Genomic DNA, 16,921 nt, shown 5'->3' on the forward strand with positions numbered 1-16,921 from the left:
GCAGGCTCCTACGAAAACCGCGAAGACTTCACAACTGGCGGCGTTTTTCGTAGGAGCGGACCCCGTCCGCGATGCGCACGTTGATCGCTTGACGTCGCGTGCGTTGAGACCGGATCGCCTGCAGGGCAGGCTCCTACGAAAACCGCGAAGACTTCACAACTGGCGGCGTTTTTCGTAGGAGCGGACCCCGTCCGCGATGCGCACGTTGATCGCTTGACGTCGCGTGCGTTGAGACCGGATCGCCTGCAGGGCAGGCTCCTACGAAGGGCAAGACTGTCGCTGTTTTTCGTAGGGGCCTGCCTCTGCAGGCGATGCGTGGGTGGATCAACGACCATCTCGATCCTGACTGCGGTGACGCAGCGGCTGCTGTCGCTATGCTTCATTTCGCGCGCTTCAGGATGCCGATTGGAGGTGCCCAGCTTTCGGTGGGTGACTTCTTGCTGGTGACCAGTGTCAGCTGCGAGGGCGCGAACACGTTGGCGTTGTGCGTCACCGGGGTGGTGATCAGGTATTGCGCGCGGGTGGCGCCGAGGAAGCGGCCGACGCGGTCGATGTTGGCGACGTCCAGATGGGCGAACGGTTCGTCGATGAACACGAAGCCACCGGGTCGCGTGTCATCCATCAGCAGTGCAATCAGCAGGATCAGCGACTTCATCACCTGCTGGCCGCCGGACGCTTCGCCGTCGTTCAGGCCGACCGCGCCCTTGCGGTCGAAGTCGAAGCTCACGTCCAGCCCGGCCTGGGCGAGCGCCAGATCGTCGTTGTCCAGCGGCGGTGCGCCGCAGTCCACACCCACGTTGGCCAGTTCGCCCAGTGCGCGCAGGTTCTTGCCGTACTGGCGCACGGTGGCGCGCAGCTTGGCGATGTAGGCGGCGCGGGCGTCGTCGGTGTGACGGCGGGCGGTGGCGCAGTAGCCCTGGCGGCTGGCGTAGTCCTGTTCGCGCCGCGCAAGATCATCCTTCAGCCGGTCGCGCAGCGTCAGCGCCGACGGGTCGGTGACCCAGTCGCCGGTCGCCAGCAGGTCACGCAGCCGACCCAGTTCGCGCCGCGCGGCGCGGGCGTCGCCGTAGCGTTCGGTCAGCTGGGCCAGTTCGCGCGGGTCGAGCCAGTGCGCCGGCATGCCGCGGCGGCGGGCGCGCAGCGCCACCAGTCGCTGCGCCTGTTCGGTGCGGCGCGGCGTCAGTTGCTGCGTCAGGTCGCGCAGGCGCGTACCCACCGCATTCAGCTCGCGCCGACGACGGTCGATTTCGGTGTCGATGCCGGTCAGGTTTTCGCGCAGGCGCTCGACCTCGCGCAGCGCGGCATCGCGCGCGGTGAGGGTCTGGTCGTTGCTCGAACGCGCCCCGGGCAGCGCCGTCCGGGCCTGCGCAAATTCGTTGCTGCGCAGGGCCAGCAGGCTGGCCGATTGCAGGCCGAGCAGGCGGGCGCGCAGCGCGCTCACCTGTTCGCGTGCCCGGTCCAGCTCCGGGCTGAGCGCGCGGCGCGCGGCATCGAGTCCGGCGATGTCGCGGCCCAGCTGCTCGATGCGCGCCTGCCGGGCCAGTTCGCCGAAGTGGAATTCGGCCGGGCGGCCGAGGTGACGTGCACCGCGGCGCTCGCGGTGATAGCCATCGCGGGTGATCCATTCGGTATCGCGCGGCAGGTGACGCGCGGCGTCGGCGCTGTCCACGCGCTGCATGCGGCCCAGCAGGTCGGCGAGCCAGCGCGGCACCGCGGCGGCGAAGCGCACCACTTCGGCCAGCGAGCCGGCACGCGGTGCGGCCGCGGTTTCGCGATCGGCGACGATGAAGTGGCGAAAGCGCGCCTGTTCGCCCAGCGCCCAGGCCGCGTGACGGTCGTCTTCGCGCTCCAGCAGCACGAGGTGGCGGTATGGGCGGAGCACGGCTTCCAGCGCGGCCTGCCAGGCGACGTCGGTCACCTCGACCACGTCGGACAGCACGCAGTGCGCGATGCCGGCTTCATCCAGCTTCGCCCGGAAGGCGCTCACCTCGGCGTCGCCCGGCGCGCCGCGGCGTTCCTGGGCAGCGCGCAGCTGTTCGGCCTTGTCTTCGAAATGCGCCACCAGCACGCGCTCGTCGCCCGCCAATTTCGCGGCGAGCGCTTCGGCTGCGGCGTGTTCGCCTTCGAGCGTCAGGGCATCGGCGCCGTGTTCGCTGGCCACCCGCTCGCGCAGCTTGCGTTCCTCGTCGAGCAGCCGCTCGACATCGCGCAGCGCATCGTGCGCCGCCAACTGGCGCGCTTCCGCCTGCTGCTCGTCGGCGCGCACCTCGGCCAGTGCAGCAACCGCCGTTTCACGTTCGCTCGTCACCGCGGCGAGTCGCGCCGTCAGCGTGGCCTGTTCGCGGCCCAGCCAGCGCAGATCGTCGCGCAGGCGGGCGAGGTCGCCGCGCTCGTTCGACATGTCGCGCGTCAGTTCGGCAACTTCGAGCCGCGGCACGATTTCGGTTTCCAGCGCCAGCACCTCGTCGGCATGCTGCTTCCATTGCCGGTAGTTGTCGGCTTCGAGGCGCTTGGCTTCGGCCTGTGCGCGCAGCCGTTCGAGGTCGAGGCCGATGCCTTCGAGTTCGCGTTCGGCGCCTTTCTGTTCCTCGCGCGCGGCCTGGTAGTTGTCCAGCACCTCCTTGTCGCCGAACACGTCGAACACCAGGTCGAGCAGGGCGCGCGGCGAGTATTCGCACAGCTTGTCGGTGTCGCCCTGTTCCAGCGACAGCACCTTGGCGATCGCCGGGGTCAGCCCGCCCCAGGCGAGGCGGTTCTGGTAGTCGCGCAGGCCGGTCCATTCGCCGCCGGATTCCAGCGTTTCGATCGCGACATTGCCGTCGAGGATGGCGTAGTCGCGCGTCCAGTCGCCGCTGGCGCGCTTGATGCGGCAGGCCAGCGTCACTTCGTCGTGCACGCACGGAAAGAACGGCCGCTTGCCGGTGCCGCTGGCTACATTGGCGACGACCGCGCGTATCCATGCGTAGTCGTGCTCGCCGCGCCGCACGTAGCGCCGGAAGTCGCGCTTGCCGGAACAGCGCAGCGCGAACAGCGTGCGCAGCGCATCGAGCAGCGTGGTCTTGCCCGAGCCATTCGGCCCGACGATGGTGATGATCTGTGCATCGAGCGGCAGCGTGAAGCGCCGCCAGAAATCCCAATGCACCAGTTCGAGTTGCTTGATGTGGAACATGGGTGCTCGTCAGCGTGCGTGAGAAGGGAGTGGGCGGTGGCAGAGAGGGTGGCGGTGATGAGCCGCCTGCCGATGATCGACGGGCGTATCGCGGGCAGGGCCCGCTCCTACGAAACGCAAACAACATCGCGGTTTTCGTAGGAGCCTGCCCTGCAGGCGATCGGGACTGTATGCGTCGGCAGGCGGCTGATCACAGGCCCTGTCCTGAACAGGGCCCATTCCTGCAGTACGAAACATGCGCATCACGCTTCGGCCTCGTCGTCGTCCGCTGCGGCCGCCAGTTCGAAGGCATTCGCTTCGGGCATGGCGTGGCCGGCGCCGGTCAGCACGTCGGCCAGCGTGCCGTGGATGACGCGGTCGGCCAGGATGCGGTAGTCGAGCAGCACGTCGAGCAACGGGCCTTCGAACACCAGGCCGTTGCGCCGCTCGATGAATCCGAGACGTGACAGCTTGCCGAGTGTGAATCTGAGCTTCGTGATGCCACCGAGCCGGGCACCGAAGTCGGCCACCAGCGAAGCTTCGGTGAGCGCGCCCGATACCGCGTCGCCATGCTCGACCGGCTGTTCGGCGCCGAACATGTCGTCCTGCCCTTCGTCGTTCAGTGCGCGCCGGCTGACCTGGCGTTCGCGCTTGGGCAGCACGATGAGCGACCAGATCACCATCAGCCAGGCCAGTTCGTCACGCATCAGCCCGACATTGCTGGCGGCGTATTCGCGTGTCTGGCCGAACACCGGCTCGCGCATGTCGTCGGCGATGCCGACCGCGATGTGTGCGGCATAGGGGTTGTCGAACAGCTGCAGGCCGACTGCGGCGAGCCGCTGGTCGAGCGCGTATCGGAAGCCGTCATCGACCAGGGCGCGGCGCGCCAGCCGGTCGGTGCGCGGCATCGAGCGGTGCGCCAGCAGGCGCGCGGTAAGGGTGCGAAGTTCTGTTTCCATATCCATCAGGTCAGAGGACCCGCCGCAGATCGACGCGGCAGGGCCTGGTCAGGGCGGATGACATCGTCGGAACAGCAGCATTTCTCCGCTGTTGTCGCGTCCATGCAGGGCGCAGACGCTTCACGACGCGCCCCTCGGCAGCACTTCGCCGACCGTGATCGCGGCGATGTCGTCGTCAGCCAGCGATTGCAGGTGTTCGGTGAATCGCACGTCAACGGACAGACGCAGGAAGTCGGCAACCGGGCCGTCGCCGGCTTCGACCGCCGGGTCGCCGCCGGCCCCGGCATCTCGCAGCAGGGCGAGCAGCGACATGCGGTAGGACGCCTGCGCGAAACCGCTGCCCGGAATCACATCGGCCAGCGCGACCGGGCCGGGCAGGGCGCCAAGGCGATGCGCGAAACGTTCGAGCAGGTGCAGGTCTTCCGCCGGCGGCGCGGCAGCGACCGGTGCGTCGTCGGGCGCCGGCAGCGCGCTTGCGATGTCGCTGACCGGCTCGGCGGACAGGGTGGGTTCGGCGCGATCCAGCAGTTCGTGGTCGCCCGCCAGCAGCGTGAGATCGGGGCAGGGTGCGAGTGCGTCGGCCGCCAGCCCGGCGAGCGCCGCGCTGTCGAGCCGGCGCAGCCAGCCGGCGACGTCCGACGACGAAATGCCCGAGCCGCCCAGCGTCACGCGCTGCGACTCGATCTTGTTCAGGGCGCGCTGGAAGGAGGCGTCGACCCGGGCCAGACGTGACTGCGCCAGGCCGATGCGCTGTGCCAGACGGGCACGCTCGAACGGCAGGTCGTCATCGGCGAGCAGGTCGCGCAGCAGCGCAGTGCCCCGTTCCAGCCAGCGGCCGTTGGCATCCAGACGGCGGCGCGCCGCGATGATGCGGAATTCCGACCCGGAGGCGATCGCGTCCTCGAAGTGCAGCGTGAGATCGTTCAGCTTGCCCAGCAGGTGCTGCAGCGCGTCGCCGGTGTCGCCATCGACCGCCTGCAGGCCGGCGATCTGTGCGGTCAAAAAGCCCAGCTCCACATCTTCGTCGCCGGACAGTTCGAGCAGCATGGCCAGTGCTGCGCACGCGTTGCGACCGATATCGGACAGCTGGTACTGGCTGTCCACGACGCGCAGCAGGGCGTGGTCGCGCAGGCGGCGCAGCACGGTTTCGAGCTTGACCGGGTCGATGAAGGCGAAACGTGCGCGCAGCGCCTCGGGCGACCAGCGCGGTGCGTCGGCAGTGCGGCCGATTTCGCCCAGCACCAGCACGCGCAGCAGCACCTCGGCTTCCGAGCCGTGGAACAGCGTGGTGAAGGCGGACAGCAGGGGCCGGGCGCGCACCAGCCGGTCAAGTTCCGGCAGGTCACCCGGACCGACGCCGGGCGAGAGAAAATCGGCAAAGCCCACCGCAGGGTCCAGCAGGAAATCGCCCGCGCTCACCGGTACAGCTCCAGTTTCGCGAGGCGTGCCTCGATGTCGTCGATCACGGCCTGGTAGGCGGGGGCATCGACGCCACCGAAACGCCGGAGAAACTCGTCCTCCGGCATGAATTCGGGCAGGCCGTCGAGCGGCGGCAATACGTCGTCGACCGGCAGTCCGGCCGCAAAGCGCTGTGCGATGTTGCCGCGGCCCGCGGCAATCTGTTCGCCCAGCCGGGTGCCGGCGCGGTCGGCCAGCAGGTCGGTGAAGGAAAAGCCGCTGCCGACCTGCGCATCGCGCACTTCCTTCGACAGGCCGATGGCATCGGCCCAGCCGGCGCCCGCGTGCAGGGCGAGCAGGGCCGACCCGACATAGTGCTGCGACAGATCCTCCCGCCCGCGCAGGGTCAGGCTCAGCCGCGGCACAGGCAGCCAATCGGCGGCCTGCGGCACCAGATCGCGCGGATGGCGGCCATTGACGAACAGCGCCAGAGCGAGCACGGCGGACCGTTGTTCCGCCAGGGCGTCGCCATCGCCGGAACGCTGTTCGGCCAGCGCAAACAGCGCCTGCATCGCACGCAGCAGTTCGCTGTCGCCATCCTTGCGCATGTCCACCACGACCTTCACCAGCGCCTCGTGATAGAAGCCGAGCCGTTCCGCTTCGCCGGCCGGCAGCATCGACTGCACGCCTTCCTTCCACAGTTCGGTCGACCAGACGTAGTTCAATGCGATGCCCGCCGGGCTGATCTGCACCCGGTCGAGCAGGTCGATGAAACGCTGCGGATCGAGGCCGACGCCGGCCATCTCGAGCGCCTTCGGCACGGCCCGGCGCACCAGCGGCTGCGCGATGAAGTCAGGCACGGGGAGCTGGCCGATGCGCAGGGTGTCGAGCGTTGGCTGGCCGGTGTCGGACACCGCCACGCGCGCCTGCACATTGACCCAGCGCGATATCGCCGGCAGTTCGACGCTGGCGGCGATGTTCATTCCGCCGGCGTCCGGCTGCAGATCAAGCCGGGTCGCCGGCAGCCGGCGGCCCGCTTCATGCGCCAGCAGCTTCAGGTCGGCCGTGTCGAGCCGGATTTCGCTGCGCTGGCCGGTGCGCAGGCGGCGCGGGTCGTTCAGGGCGAGCTGCTGCAGCAGCTGTTCGGCGGCGGCCGGCGATACCGCCGGCGGCTCGGGCAGTGCCGGATTGGCATCAACCATCAGCGACACCGCGCCGATGACGGCGGCCAGTGCAAGCAGCAGCGTCAGCGGCACCAGCCACAGCAGGAACTTCAGCAACTTCACACGCCCTGCTTCAGGCTGGCCTGGATGAAGCCGTCGAGGTCGCCATCGAGCACGCCCTGCGTGTTGCCCACTTCGTAATTGGTACGCAGATCCTTGATGCGGCTCTGGTCGAGCACATAGGAGCGGATCTGGTGACCCCAGCCGATGTCGGTCTTGGAATCTTCCAGCGCCTGCTGTTCGCTCTGCCGCTTGCGCAGCTCGGCTTCATACAGGCGCGACTTCAGCATGGCCATCGCCTCGGCGCGGTTGCGGTGCTGGCTGCGATCGCTCTGGCACTGCACGACGATGCCGGACGGCGCGTGCGTGATGCGGATCGCCGAGTCGGTCTTGTTGATGTGCTGGCCGCCGGCGCCCGACGCGCGGAAGGTATCGACCCGCAGATCGGCCGGGTTGATGTCGATCTCGATCGAGTCGTCGGCTTCCGGATAGACGAATACGCTGGAAAAACTGGTGTGCCGCCGCGCGCCGGAATCGAAGGGACTTTTGCGCACCAGCCGGTGGATGCCGGTTTCGGTGCGCAGCGTGCCGTAGGCATATTCGGCGGTCACCTTGATGGTCGCGCTCTTGATGCCGGCCACGTCGCCCTCCGACTCTTCCATCACTTCGACGTCGAAGCCCTTGCGTTCGCAGTACTTCACGTACATGCGCAACAGCATCGATGCCCAGTCCTGCGCTTCGGTGCCGCCGGCGCCGGCCTGGATTTCGACGAAGCACGGATTCGGGTCCTGCGGATTGTTGAACATGCGGCGGAATTCGAGGCCTGCCACATCGGCTTCGACCTTCGCCTTGTCGGCTTCGATCGCCACCACGGTGTCTTCGTCGGCTTCTTCGCGGGCCAGCTCGAACAGTTCGCTGGCGTCGGCGAGCCGCGCGTCAATCGATTCGATGGCGCGCACGACCGCTTCCAGCGTGTGCTTTTCCTTGCCCAGTTCCTGCGCGCGCGCGGTGTCGCTCCAGATGCCCGGATCTTCCAGCGCGCGTTCTACCTCTTCGAGCCGCGATGCCTTGGCATCGAAGTCAAAGGTACCTCCGCAGTTCGCCGGCCCGCGACTGCAGGTCGGTCAGATGATTGGCGATGGCGTTGAGACGTTCTGCTTCCATGATGTGCGGGCCCGGAATACGGAAAACCGGTGATTGTACCGGCTGCAGCGGCCGGACACCTTGCCCGGTCCCATTGCAGGTGAGCGCCAGGCGGTGTTACCCCGACCGGGTCGAGGGCCGACCGGGATGATTTCCCTTGTACCGCGAGGCAGCGGTGCGACACCTTGACGGGAGGTTTTCCCGTTCGGCGGGGTCGCATACGCGTCGCCCGCTGCCCCCGATTGGCGGATTTCCTGAACCGAAGGCCGCTCGACGGTCTCTATACTGCAGCGCTTCGATCACGTCGTCCCGGTGCCAGGCACGCGCGTTGGGTTCGATGTGGCCGACAGCAGTCCAATAAGAATGAATCAAGGAGGTAACCCCATGAAAATGATGTCCCGCCCGATGTTCGCCGCGCGCAGCCTGTGGTCTGCCGCACTGTTTTCGTTGTTTGCCGGTGCCGGTCTGGCGCAGGCGAAGGGCACGGCCTACGTGAGCAATCAGGAAGGCGGCATTTCGATCATCGATCTGGCGAAGATGCAGGTGACCGGTGAATACGCAGTCGGTGGCAAGGTGCCGCGCGGCCTGGGCGTCACCGACGACGGCAAGACGCTGGTGGTTGCAGTGCGTGAAACCGGTGACATCGCGCTGATCGACACGGCCAGCGGCAAGATCATCAAGCGCGTCAGGATCGGCAAGAACCCGGAATTCGTGCGCGTGCGCGGCGACATGGCTTTCGTGTCGTTCGAGCCGACCGCGAACCTCGGCCCGCCGCCCAAGCCGGGTGCGGAAAAGAAGGAAGAGAAGAAGGAGGGTGGCAAGAACGGTGGCAAGGACGGCGCACACGGCCATGACGACGACGATGACGACGACAAGGAGCCGGCACAGGTCGCCGTGGTCGACCTGAAGGCCGGCAAGGTGGTGCGCAACATCGTCGGCGGACCGGAAACGGAAGGCATCGAGTTTTCGCCCGACGGCAAGAGCCTCGTGGTCACCAACGAAGCCGACAATACGCTGACGCTGCACGACATCAAGTCGGGCAAGCTGGTGAAGAAGGTCGATGTCGAAAAGTACGGTGCCCGCCCGCGCGGCATCAAGCTGTCGCCGGATGGCAAGACCTACATCGCCACGCTGGAATTCGGCAACAACTTCCTGGTGCTGGACGACAAGCTCACGCCGATCAAGACCGTCGCGACCGGCCAGACGCCGTACGGCGTGGCCTTCGACCGCAAGGGCGAGCGGCTGTATGTGGCCACCGCTCGGGCCCAGGCGCTCGAAGTGTTCGACGCGAAAACCTTCGCCAAGATCAAGGACGTGCCGCTCGCCGCCGAACGCTGCTGGCACTTCACCTTCACGCCGGACGAAAAGCAGATCCTGGTGGCGTGCGGCCGCTCGAATCAGCTTGTGGTGGTCGACGCTGAAAAACTCGAAGTCACCGCCCGGATCGAGGACAAGAAGCTGCCCTGGGGTGTGGTGACCTGGCCGCGTGCGATGGGCAGCCTCGACCAGCCCTGAGCGGCACTTGCACGGTCCGGCCGGCGGCCCGCTACAGGCGGAAGCGTCCGGTCAGATCGTTCAGTTCGTTTGCCAGCCCCTGAAGGTGCGTGACCGAGGCGGCGAGGTTGCTGCCGGCCGAACGGTTCTGCTCCGACATGGTTGCAATGCTGTCCACGTGCTCGGCGATGTCGCCGGTGGCGCGGCTTTGCTGTTCGAGCGCCACGTTGATCGACCGCACCTCGTCGGCGGCCTGCGATACCGCCCGGTGGGCGACGGTGATGACGCCGGCGGCAGAATTGCTCGACGATTCGGCGACACCGACGGCTTCGCGGCCGTTGGTCAGCGCCGTCGCCAGGCTCGCCGCCCGCTCGGCCAGGCTGCGGGTGATGGTGTCGATCTCGCCGGCCGAGGCGCTCGACTTCTCGGCCAGCTTGCGCACCTCGTCAGCCACCACGGCGAAGCCGCGGCCCTGTTCGCCGGCGCGCGCCGCCTCGATGGCGGCGTTGAGCGCCAGCAGATTGGTCTGGTCGGCGATTTCGCGCACTTCGCGCGTCATGCGGGTGATCTGCTGCGCGTTGTCGACGAAGGCGGCGGCCGCACCGGACACCTCGTTCATTACGTTCGCCGTGCGGCCGATCGACTCTCGCAGCTCGGTCAGGTGCGATTGCGCACGCGCGGACTGGTCCAGCGATTCGTCGGCCTGGCGCGCCGCGTTGCCGGCATTGGCGGCCACGGCGCGGATGCCGGCGGTCACCTCTTCGACCGAGGAGGCGGTGGAACTCGCCGCGCTCGATTGCGCGGCCGAGGCGTCGGCCACCCGGCGCGATTCGCCGCTGACCGTCTGCGACGCATCGACCAGCGAGTGGGCCGACTGCTTGAGTTGCGACACGAGGGCGCCCAGGTCTTTGCGGATGCGTTCGGCACTGAGCGCGATGGCACCGAGTTCGTCCTGTGTGGTGCAGGCCACCTGGCCGCCGAAGTCGCCGCCGGCGAGCCGTTCGAGATCGGCCGACAGGCGTCGTGCAGGGCCGATGATCGTGCGCTGCAGGGCCCACAGGAAAAGTACGAAGGCAAGTAGAACCACGATGGCGAAGGCTCCGCCGATCACCATCAGCTTGTTCAGCGTCTCTTCGCGCACGGCCAGCGCCTGCGCCCGCGTGATGTCGCCCGACAGGGCATCGATGGCCGACCATTCCACGGCGAGGCCGATGACCGCGGCCACCAGCAGCGCGGCGGTGCCGCCGCCGCAGATGACCAGGAGCTTGTTGCGGATGCTGCGCGATATGAAGTTCATGTGCATTCCCTGACGAAAAATTCGAAAGACCTCGACACGGAGTCAACGGACGCGGCGGGCGAATCTTCTGCGTGCGGGCAGCTTTATTTTGTTCATCCGGATTGGTGGGGCGCAGATGGGCGCAGATGGGCGGTGACGGGCGGCTGCGGACGCTCGCATCAGCTTGCGGTGGTCGGCGCTGAAAAGCTCGACGTCACCGCCCGGATCGAGGCCAGGAAACGGCCGTGGCGCGCGCTGACCTGGCCGCGTGCGACGGGCAGCCTGGATCAGCCCTGAAAGTCGACGTATCCGGAAAGTGAAAAGCCCTGCCTGCGCCGGTCAGTATCCGGCGCAGGCGGGCGTGCATTCGCGGTCGCCTGTGGTAAGGCACCGCGACCACGCAGGCCGGTAAGGCCTGCGGGCTTGATGCGCGGTGTGCGGGGACATCCCGGCCGGGTGCCCCCGGTTGTTCAGCCGCCGATCGACGCGCGCAGCGCGGCCAGCGATTCGAGGACGGATTCGGGTTTCTGACTCGCCGGAATGTCGGCGAAACAGAACTGACCGGCTTCAAGTACCGGCAGGGCAGCGCCGCTCCACAGCGCCTGACTGACATCGACGCCTGCAGACGACGGTGCCGGCACGCGCAGGCTCGGCGAAATCACCGCATCGAAATCGGCCAGCGCAGGCGAGGGCAGCAGGGCATCGCCCTGCGGGCGCAGCGCGATGGACCAGCGATAGTGTTTCGCGACATTGATCAGCGGACGATAGCGCTCGACGTCCGTCTCGCCCATGCGGGCGTCGTCCGGGTGTTCCTCCAGCAGGATGCCGCCCACCGGGTGAGCGGACACCGAACGGATCAGGTCTGCCATGTACATCGCGGCATCCTCGATGCCGTCCGGGTCGAGCTCGATGTCGGTGCGGCCCGCCAGTTCGTTGGCGTGAAACAGCCAGTGCTTGGGCGAGGGCATCGCCAGCACCAGCGGCGTCTGGCCGCGCAGATTGGCGATGACCGCTTCCACGATTTCGGCCAGCAGCGCGCGCGGCTCGTCCTGTTCCAGCAGCTTGCGCAACGGAAAGGACAGCCGCTTCTTCGACCCGAGTTCGGCGCGCACTTCCGGGTGACGCACCAGCCATGAATCGAACAGCTCGCCGACTTCCACCACCGCCACGTCGGGCCGCAACAAGCCCTGTGCCTGCGAGAAGTACGCCAGATACCGGGCACCGCTCAGCCAGGGATCGCCGTCTTCACCCAGCAGCAGTCGCCGGGTGTAGGCGGAGGACTTCAACCAGACCTTGAGGCCGCTGCCACCTTGCTGACCGGGCAGGATGTCGGCGAGGCGCTGACTCATTGCTTGTCGCTCCCCATCGCACCCAGCGCAGCCAGACGGGCTTCCAGTTCGGCGATCCGCACGTCTTTCGGGTGGGTCATGTAGTTCGGACGCGGCGTGTCGGCGTCGCGGAACTTGTCGGCGCTGCCCATGTAGAGCTTGGTGATGTCATCGCCCCAGCAGCCGAAGTACTGCAGATGCGTCGGCGGCGTCGGCTTGTTCCAGCTCTTGATGAACTCGGCGTAGGGCACGCTGCGGGCAATCCGTGCCTTGCGTTCGGCATCGCGCGCAGCGTCGGTCGCTTCCTGGTTGATGGCCAGCGTCACCGGATCGAACTTGACCTTGTACAGGCGTTCGGCCACGCCTTGCGACATCAGGCCTTCTTCGATGTCGCGGATCACGCTGGCCGGGTCGCGTTCCAGCAGGTCGCCGTAGCCGGCCCCCGCGCCCTGCGAAATCATGAACAGTTCGCCGCGCTTCGAAATTTCGAAGCCCATGCCCATGTGATAGGTGCTGTAGGTGGCGCCCTCAAAGGGCTGGTCGTTCATGATTTCTTCGATCGAGTGCTTGAACTTGTGCGGTTCGTTCTGCAGCACGTCGTAGACATCGACGCCCTTGACCTTCGACAGCGGGTAGCAGCCGCAGGCGTAGCCGCCGAACAGCCCCTGGATCGGCGGAATCTTCGCGCCCTGGGCGGTGGTCATGAAGCCCCATTGTTCGGAGTCCTTGGTCGCCACGATCATCGTGTAGCCCTGGCCGCCGCGGTACTTGCCCGGGGCGATGGCATCGCGCGTCATCTTCTTCGACACCAGCTGCAGGAAGGGCACGTCTTCCTCGTTCAGCTCCTGTTCGCCGATGTCCGCCATGGTGGCGAAGATCGGAGCCAGGGCGTGTTCGCCGTCGGTGTCGGAACGGGCGCCGCCGCCCATGCCGTTCAGGTCGGCACACAGGTTGCCCAGCGTTTCGCCGTGCTGGCTGACCCCACCCCAGATGAAGGTGTTGATCATGTTGAAGGTCGGTGCGTGCACCTTGGTGTACTTCTCCGGGCAGCTGTAGAGAAACTTGGCTACCGCGTGCTGGCCGGCGGTGAAGCCGGTGAAGATCGACATCAGCGACTGCGAGTTCGGTGCGTCGTACGAAGAATTGACGATCGAATGCGGATCGGTGATCACTTCGATCGGTGCGAACGCCGCCTGGCCGCGCGGCAGGTCCGGCCACACGTAGCACAGGAAGCACTGCGCCAGCATGCCCTTCAAGCCGGCCAGGATGGTGTTGGTGGCGCGGTTGGTGAATTCCGGGCTGGAGCCGCGGAAGTCGAAGATCAGCCGGTCGCCGGTCTTGGTCAGCTTGCAGTTGATCTTCACCACGCAGTTCTCGCGCAGCGTCGAGTCCTGGATGATGTAGGTGCGCACCGTCATGTCCGGCCATTCGCTGACCCGGCGCTTCACTTCGGCACGGACGTTTTCCATCGTCGTGCGCAGCGTTGCGACCAGTGCTTCCGGGCCGTCGCTGTTCAGCGTTTCCTCGATGCGCTGCTTGATGCGCAGGCAGGCGAACAGCTTCACCTTCATGTCTTCGTACTGCAGCTTGGGCTCGCGCACCGAGTTCTGCAGGAAGGTCAGGATGTCGCGCTTGATCTGGTAGTTCTCGACCACCTTGAACGGGCACATCTTGAGGCCTTCGTCGGACGGGCTTTCGGCCATCGACGGCATGCCGCCCGGCTCGATCGCGCCGTTCTCGCCCTCATGCACCGTGGACGCCACCCAGCACACCAGCTTGCCCTGGTGGAAGATGGGCAGGATCATCGACTGGTCGGTGTTGTGGACGTTGCCGTAACGCGAGTCGTTGTGGATGAAGCCGTCGCCGTCGCGCACGCCCACCGTCGGCTCGTTCACCCAGTTCTTGATGATGAACTTGATCGGGTGGTGCACCAGCGCCGAGAAGATCAGCACGCCGCCGGCGCTGGCGATCGCCAGGTCACCGGACGCCGAATACACGCCGGTGATGATGTCGCCCCACTTGGCGCCCGGTGCGGCCCCCATCTGCTCGACCATTTCGTAGCCTTCGTCGCAACCGGCCTGGATGCGGTCGCGGATCTTGGCCACGGTGTGCGCGTCGCTGAGGTTCTTCATCGCCGCGTCTTCTTCGGCGCTGCGCGGCATCAGGTCATGGTTCCGCATGATTTCCGGGTCGGGACCCAGAAACAGCGTGGTGTCGTTCAGGAACTTCTTGATCAGCGCGACTTCTTCGGCGCTCGGCACTTTCGGTGCCACCTTCGTGCTTGTTTCGCTCATTTTCAATCCTGTCATCTGTATGGGTTTGATCGGGATGCCTGCGCGTTCAGCCGCGCAGGAACCAGGACGCACCCTGTTTGGCGGCCACGAAGGTCCAGCCCGGATCCACCAGGAAGGTCGTGACTTCGGAGGCGATGATGGCCGGGCCGGCGATCTGCATGCCGGGCTCGATCGCATCGCGGCTCCACACCGGCGTATCGAAGGCGCTGTCATGGCCGACGAACCAGCACTTGCGGCGGCTGCCCGGTGCCGGCGGTGTGGTGCGCTGTTCGGCCGGGACCGGCTTGATGTTCTCGAACTTCACCGTTTCATGACGCACGAAGGCGGCCACCCGGATGGTGTTGATGCGGATGCCCGCTTCCGGTGCCTGCGAGCCTTCGCCGAAGCGCTTGCCGTAGTCATTCGAGAACTGCGTGATGATGGCCATCACGTCGCTCACGCCATGTACTTCGTGCTGCGGGATGACGGCGGTGGTCTGCACCAGCTGGTTGCCGTAGCGCATGTCCAGTTCGAGGCTGTGGCAGACGTCCTCGCGCGGCACGCCCTGACGCTGCAGATCCTGGGTACCCAGTTCCTTCAGCTCGGCCACGATGGAATTGAAGCGGGCGTAGTCGTCGAACAGGTGACGCGTGTTCGAGTCGTACAGCACCATGTAGAGCGACTGTTCGTGGATGTGCAACTGGTGCATGTTGCCGGCACCGACCGCCGAAAATACCGAGCTGAGCGGGGGCGCCAGAATCCGGTCGATGTTCAGGTTCTGCGCGATGCCGCAGCAATGCAGCGGGCCGTTGCCGCCGTAGGCCAGCATGGTGAATTCCTTCGGGTCGTAACCCCGGGCGCGCAGCTCGGTGAACAGCCCGTTGGCCATGTTGGCATCGACCTTTTCGCGAATCAGCAGCGCGGCTTCGATCACTTCGCAATCGAGGTCGTCGCACAGCGCGTCTTCGATGGCCGCCTTGGCACGACGCGGATTCAGCGGAATCGAGCCACCGGCGTAGTTGGCCGCATCGAGGTAACCGAGCAGCAGGTCGGCATCGGTCACGGTCGGGTTCATGCCGCCTCGGTCGTAGCAGGCCGGGCCGGGGTCGGAGCCGGCCGATTCCGGGCCGCACTTCACCGTGTTGTACATGCGGTCGTAGCTGGCGATGGAACCGCCGCCGGCACCCAGCGTGACCAGGTGGACCATCGGCACGGACACCAGCCAGCGGTCGATGACCGGGTTGAAGTCGTAGTGCTTGATGCCGCCTTCGACGACGATGCCGATGTCGTAGCTGGTGCCGCCCATGTCGGTCGCCACCACATTGCCCAGGTCGCACTGCATGGCCAGGTGTTCGGACGCCGCAATGCCCGACACCGGACCGGAGTGGATGGTCTGCAGCGCGTCGGTCGAATTCAGCTGTGCCATGCCGCCGGAGTTGTGGATCACCAGCATCGGCTTTTCATACTTGTGGGCGCGCAGGTTCTGCTCGAGCGCCGACAGCGCGTGGTACATGGTCGAGTGCAGGTAGCCGTCGATGACGGCCGAGGTGGCGCGCACGTACTCGCCCTTGCGACCGGCCACCTGGTGCGACAGGATGATCGGGATCGCGCCGAGCAGGTGCGACGGATATTCCTCGAGCAGGATTTCTTCGATGCGCTGCTCGTTCACCGGGTTGACCACCGAATTCACCAGTGCCACGACGATGATTTCGGCGCCGCGGTCCACCAGTTCGCGGATCTGCGTGCGCACGTCTTCTTCGTCCAGCGGCATGACCTGCTCGCCCTGGAAGTCGAGGCGTTCGCGCACGCCGCGGATCATGTGGGCCAGCACCAGCGGCTCGGGGCGCTGCGCGTTCGGCAGATCCTGCTGGCCGAGATTGTCCAGACCTTCACCGTAGCCGCGCGCACGGCTCAGCGGCACCGTCGCCTCGAAGCCGGCGGTCACCAGCATGCCGATCTTCGGGCCCTTGTGCTCGATCAGGGCATTGGTGCCCAGCGTCGTGGCGTAGCGGACAGAGTCGACCTGGGACAGGATTTCTTCCAGTTCCAGACCGAGTACGTGATAGGCCTTGCTCAGGGCTTCATTGAAGCCCAGTGCAAGGTTGTGGTGGGTGGTCAGGGCCTTGGCCTCGATATGCTTGCCGTCCCACACCACGAAACAATCGGTGAATGTGCCACCGATATCAACTGATACGCGCCTCATGCTATCTCCTCAATTCGTTCGTACTGACGCACGCAGCCCCTGCGGGCCTGCACGCCGGCAATGCATCCGGGCTCAGTGGCCGTGTCCCTTGTCCGCCGCGACTGCGGGGCCGACAACCGGCGTCTTCTGCTCGCCGCGCCTGGCCCACTGGGCCTTCAGTGCGGGCAGATCCGGTTCCATGTCGTACAGCGGCGGATGGCCGGGGATGGCGTATTCGGTTTCCACCTGGGTGCCGCAGGACGGGCAGCAGAATTCGAGGATGCGCACCCATTCCGGATCGGGGCTGAAGGTGAAGCGGTACTTTTCCGGGTCGAGGATGGGCGGATGGATTTCGCGCGGGTCGCGGTTGTGCACCAGCAGACCTTCCTTGTAGCTCTTCGTGGCCGTGCCGATCACGTGGTCGCACACGCGGCATTCCCAGTTCTCGGTGTCCAGGTCGATGCGCAGATATTCGGTCATCAGTACTTTCATTTGTT

12 protein-coding genes are annotated in these 16,921 nt (G+C 66.4%); 2 read left to right on the forward strand and 10 right to left on the reverse strand.

Features of this window, described 5'->3' with window-relative positions:
* Positions 1 to 379: 379 nt before the first annotated feature.
* The 5 genes from Q8Q80_RS09765 to prfB all read right to left on the reverse strand — a co-directional run bounded on the left by Q8Q80_RS09765 (position 380) and on the right by prfB (position 7,892).
* Positions 380 to 3,169 carry an AAA family ATPase gene (locus Q8Q80_RS09765; RefSeq protein WP_305632736.1) on the reverse strand — a complete coding sequence of 930 codons (2,790 nt, stop codon included), beginning with the start codon at positions 3,167 to 3,169 and terminating at the stop codon, positions 380 to 382.
* A 242-nt stretch (positions 3,170 to 3,411) separates the two neighbouring features.
* Entirely contained in the window at positions 3,412 to 4,107 is a 696-nt protein-coding gene (locus Q8Q80_RS09770) for a hypothetical protein (RefSeq protein WP_305632737.1), read from the reverse strand.
* A gap of 120 nt (positions 4,108 to 4,227) precedes the next feature.
* Complete coding sequence (locus Q8Q80_RS09775; protein ID WP_305632738.1) at positions 4,228 to 5,526, reverse strand: hypothetical protein; 1,299 nt, start codon at positions 5,524 to 5,526, stop codon at positions 4,228 to 4,230.
* The gene (locus Q8Q80_RS09780; RefSeq protein ID WP_305632739.1) at positions 5,523 to 6,791 is read right to left on the reverse strand and encodes a hypothetical protein; all 1,269 of its coding nucleotides are present in this window, start codon (positions 6,789 to 6,791) and stop codon (positions 5,523 to 5,525) included. The genes Q8Q80_RS09775 and Q8Q80_RS09780 overlap by 4 nt, the downstream gene beginning before the upstream one ends.
* Positions 6,788 to 7,892, reverse strand: a protein-coding gene (prfB, locus tag Q8Q80_RS09785; RefSeq protein ID WP_305632740.1) for a peptide chain release factor 2 whose coding sequence is annotated in 2 segments (ribosomal slippage) — positions 6,788 to 7,810 and positions 7,812 to 7,892 — 1,104 coding nt in all. Because the reading frame shifts where the segments join, the coding sequence is not laid out codon by codon here. The genes Q8Q80_RS09780 and prfB overlap by 4 nt, the downstream gene beginning before the upstream one ends.
* A gap of 369 nt (positions 7,893 to 8,261) precedes the next feature.
* Between prfB and Q8Q80_RS09790 the strand changes: the two genes are divergently transcribed.
* Entirely contained in the window at positions 8,262 to 9,386 is a 1,125-nt protein-coding gene (locus tag Q8Q80_RS09790; protein ID WP_371132748.1) for a beta-propeller fold lactonase family protein, read from the forward strand.
* A 31-nt stretch (positions 9,387 to 9,417) separates the two neighbouring features.
* Here the strand turns inward: Q8Q80_RS09790 and Q8Q80_RS09795 are convergent, their stop codons facing one another.
* On the reverse strand, positions 9,418 to 10,662 hold the full coding sequence (locus Q8Q80_RS09795; protein WP_305632742.1) for a methyl-accepting chemotaxis protein: 1,245 nt from the start codon (positions 10,660 to 10,662) through the stop codon (positions 9,418 to 9,420).
* On the opposite strand from Q8Q80_RS09795, the gene Q8Q80_RS09800 reads away from it, so the two are divergent.
* Positions 10,663 to 10,938, forward strand: coding sequence for a hypothetical protein (locus tag Q8Q80_RS09800; protein WP_305632743.1), 276 nt, complete (start codon positions 10,663 to 10,665; stop codon positions 10,936 to 10,938).
* Positions 10,939 to 11,111: 173 nt separating this feature from the next.
* On the opposite strand, the gene Q8Q80_RS09805 is transcribed toward Q8Q80_RS09800, so the two are convergent.
* From Q8Q80_RS09805 to Q8Q80_RS09820, 4 genes are all read right to left on the reverse strand, one after another.
* Complete coding sequence (locus Q8Q80_RS09805; protein WP_305632744.1) at positions 11,112 to 11,990, reverse strand: hypothetical protein; 879 nt, start codon at positions 11,988 to 11,990, stop codon at positions 11,112 to 11,114.
* Entirely contained in the window at positions 11,987 to 14,263 is a 2,277-nt protein-coding gene (locus Q8Q80_RS09810; protein WP_305632745.1) for a hydantoinase B/oxoprolinase family protein, read from the reverse strand. The genes Q8Q80_RS09805 and Q8Q80_RS09810 overlap by 4 nt, the downstream gene beginning before the upstream one ends.
* A gap of 46 nt (positions 14,264 to 14,309) precedes the next feature.
* Positions 14,310 to 16,445, reverse strand: coding sequence for a hydantoinase/oxoprolinase family protein (locus tag Q8Q80_RS09815; protein WP_305632746.1), 2,136 nt, complete (start codon positions 16,443 to 16,445; stop codon positions 14,310 to 14,312).
* Positions 16,446 to 16,517: 72 nt separating this feature from the next.
* Positions 16,518 to 16,916 (reverse strand): acetone carboxylase subunit gamma, encoded by a 399-nt coding sequence (locus tag Q8Q80_RS09820; protein ID WP_305632747.1) that lies wholly within the window; start codon positions 16,914 to 16,916, stop codon positions 16,518 to 16,520.
* Positions 16,917 to 16,921 lie beyond the last annotated feature (5 nt).

Origin of the sequence: Methyloversatilis sp., assembly GCF_030698125.1 — a bacterium.
GTDB lineage: Bacteria > Pseudomonadota > Gammaproteobacteria > Burkholderiales > Rhodocyclaceae > Methyloversatilis.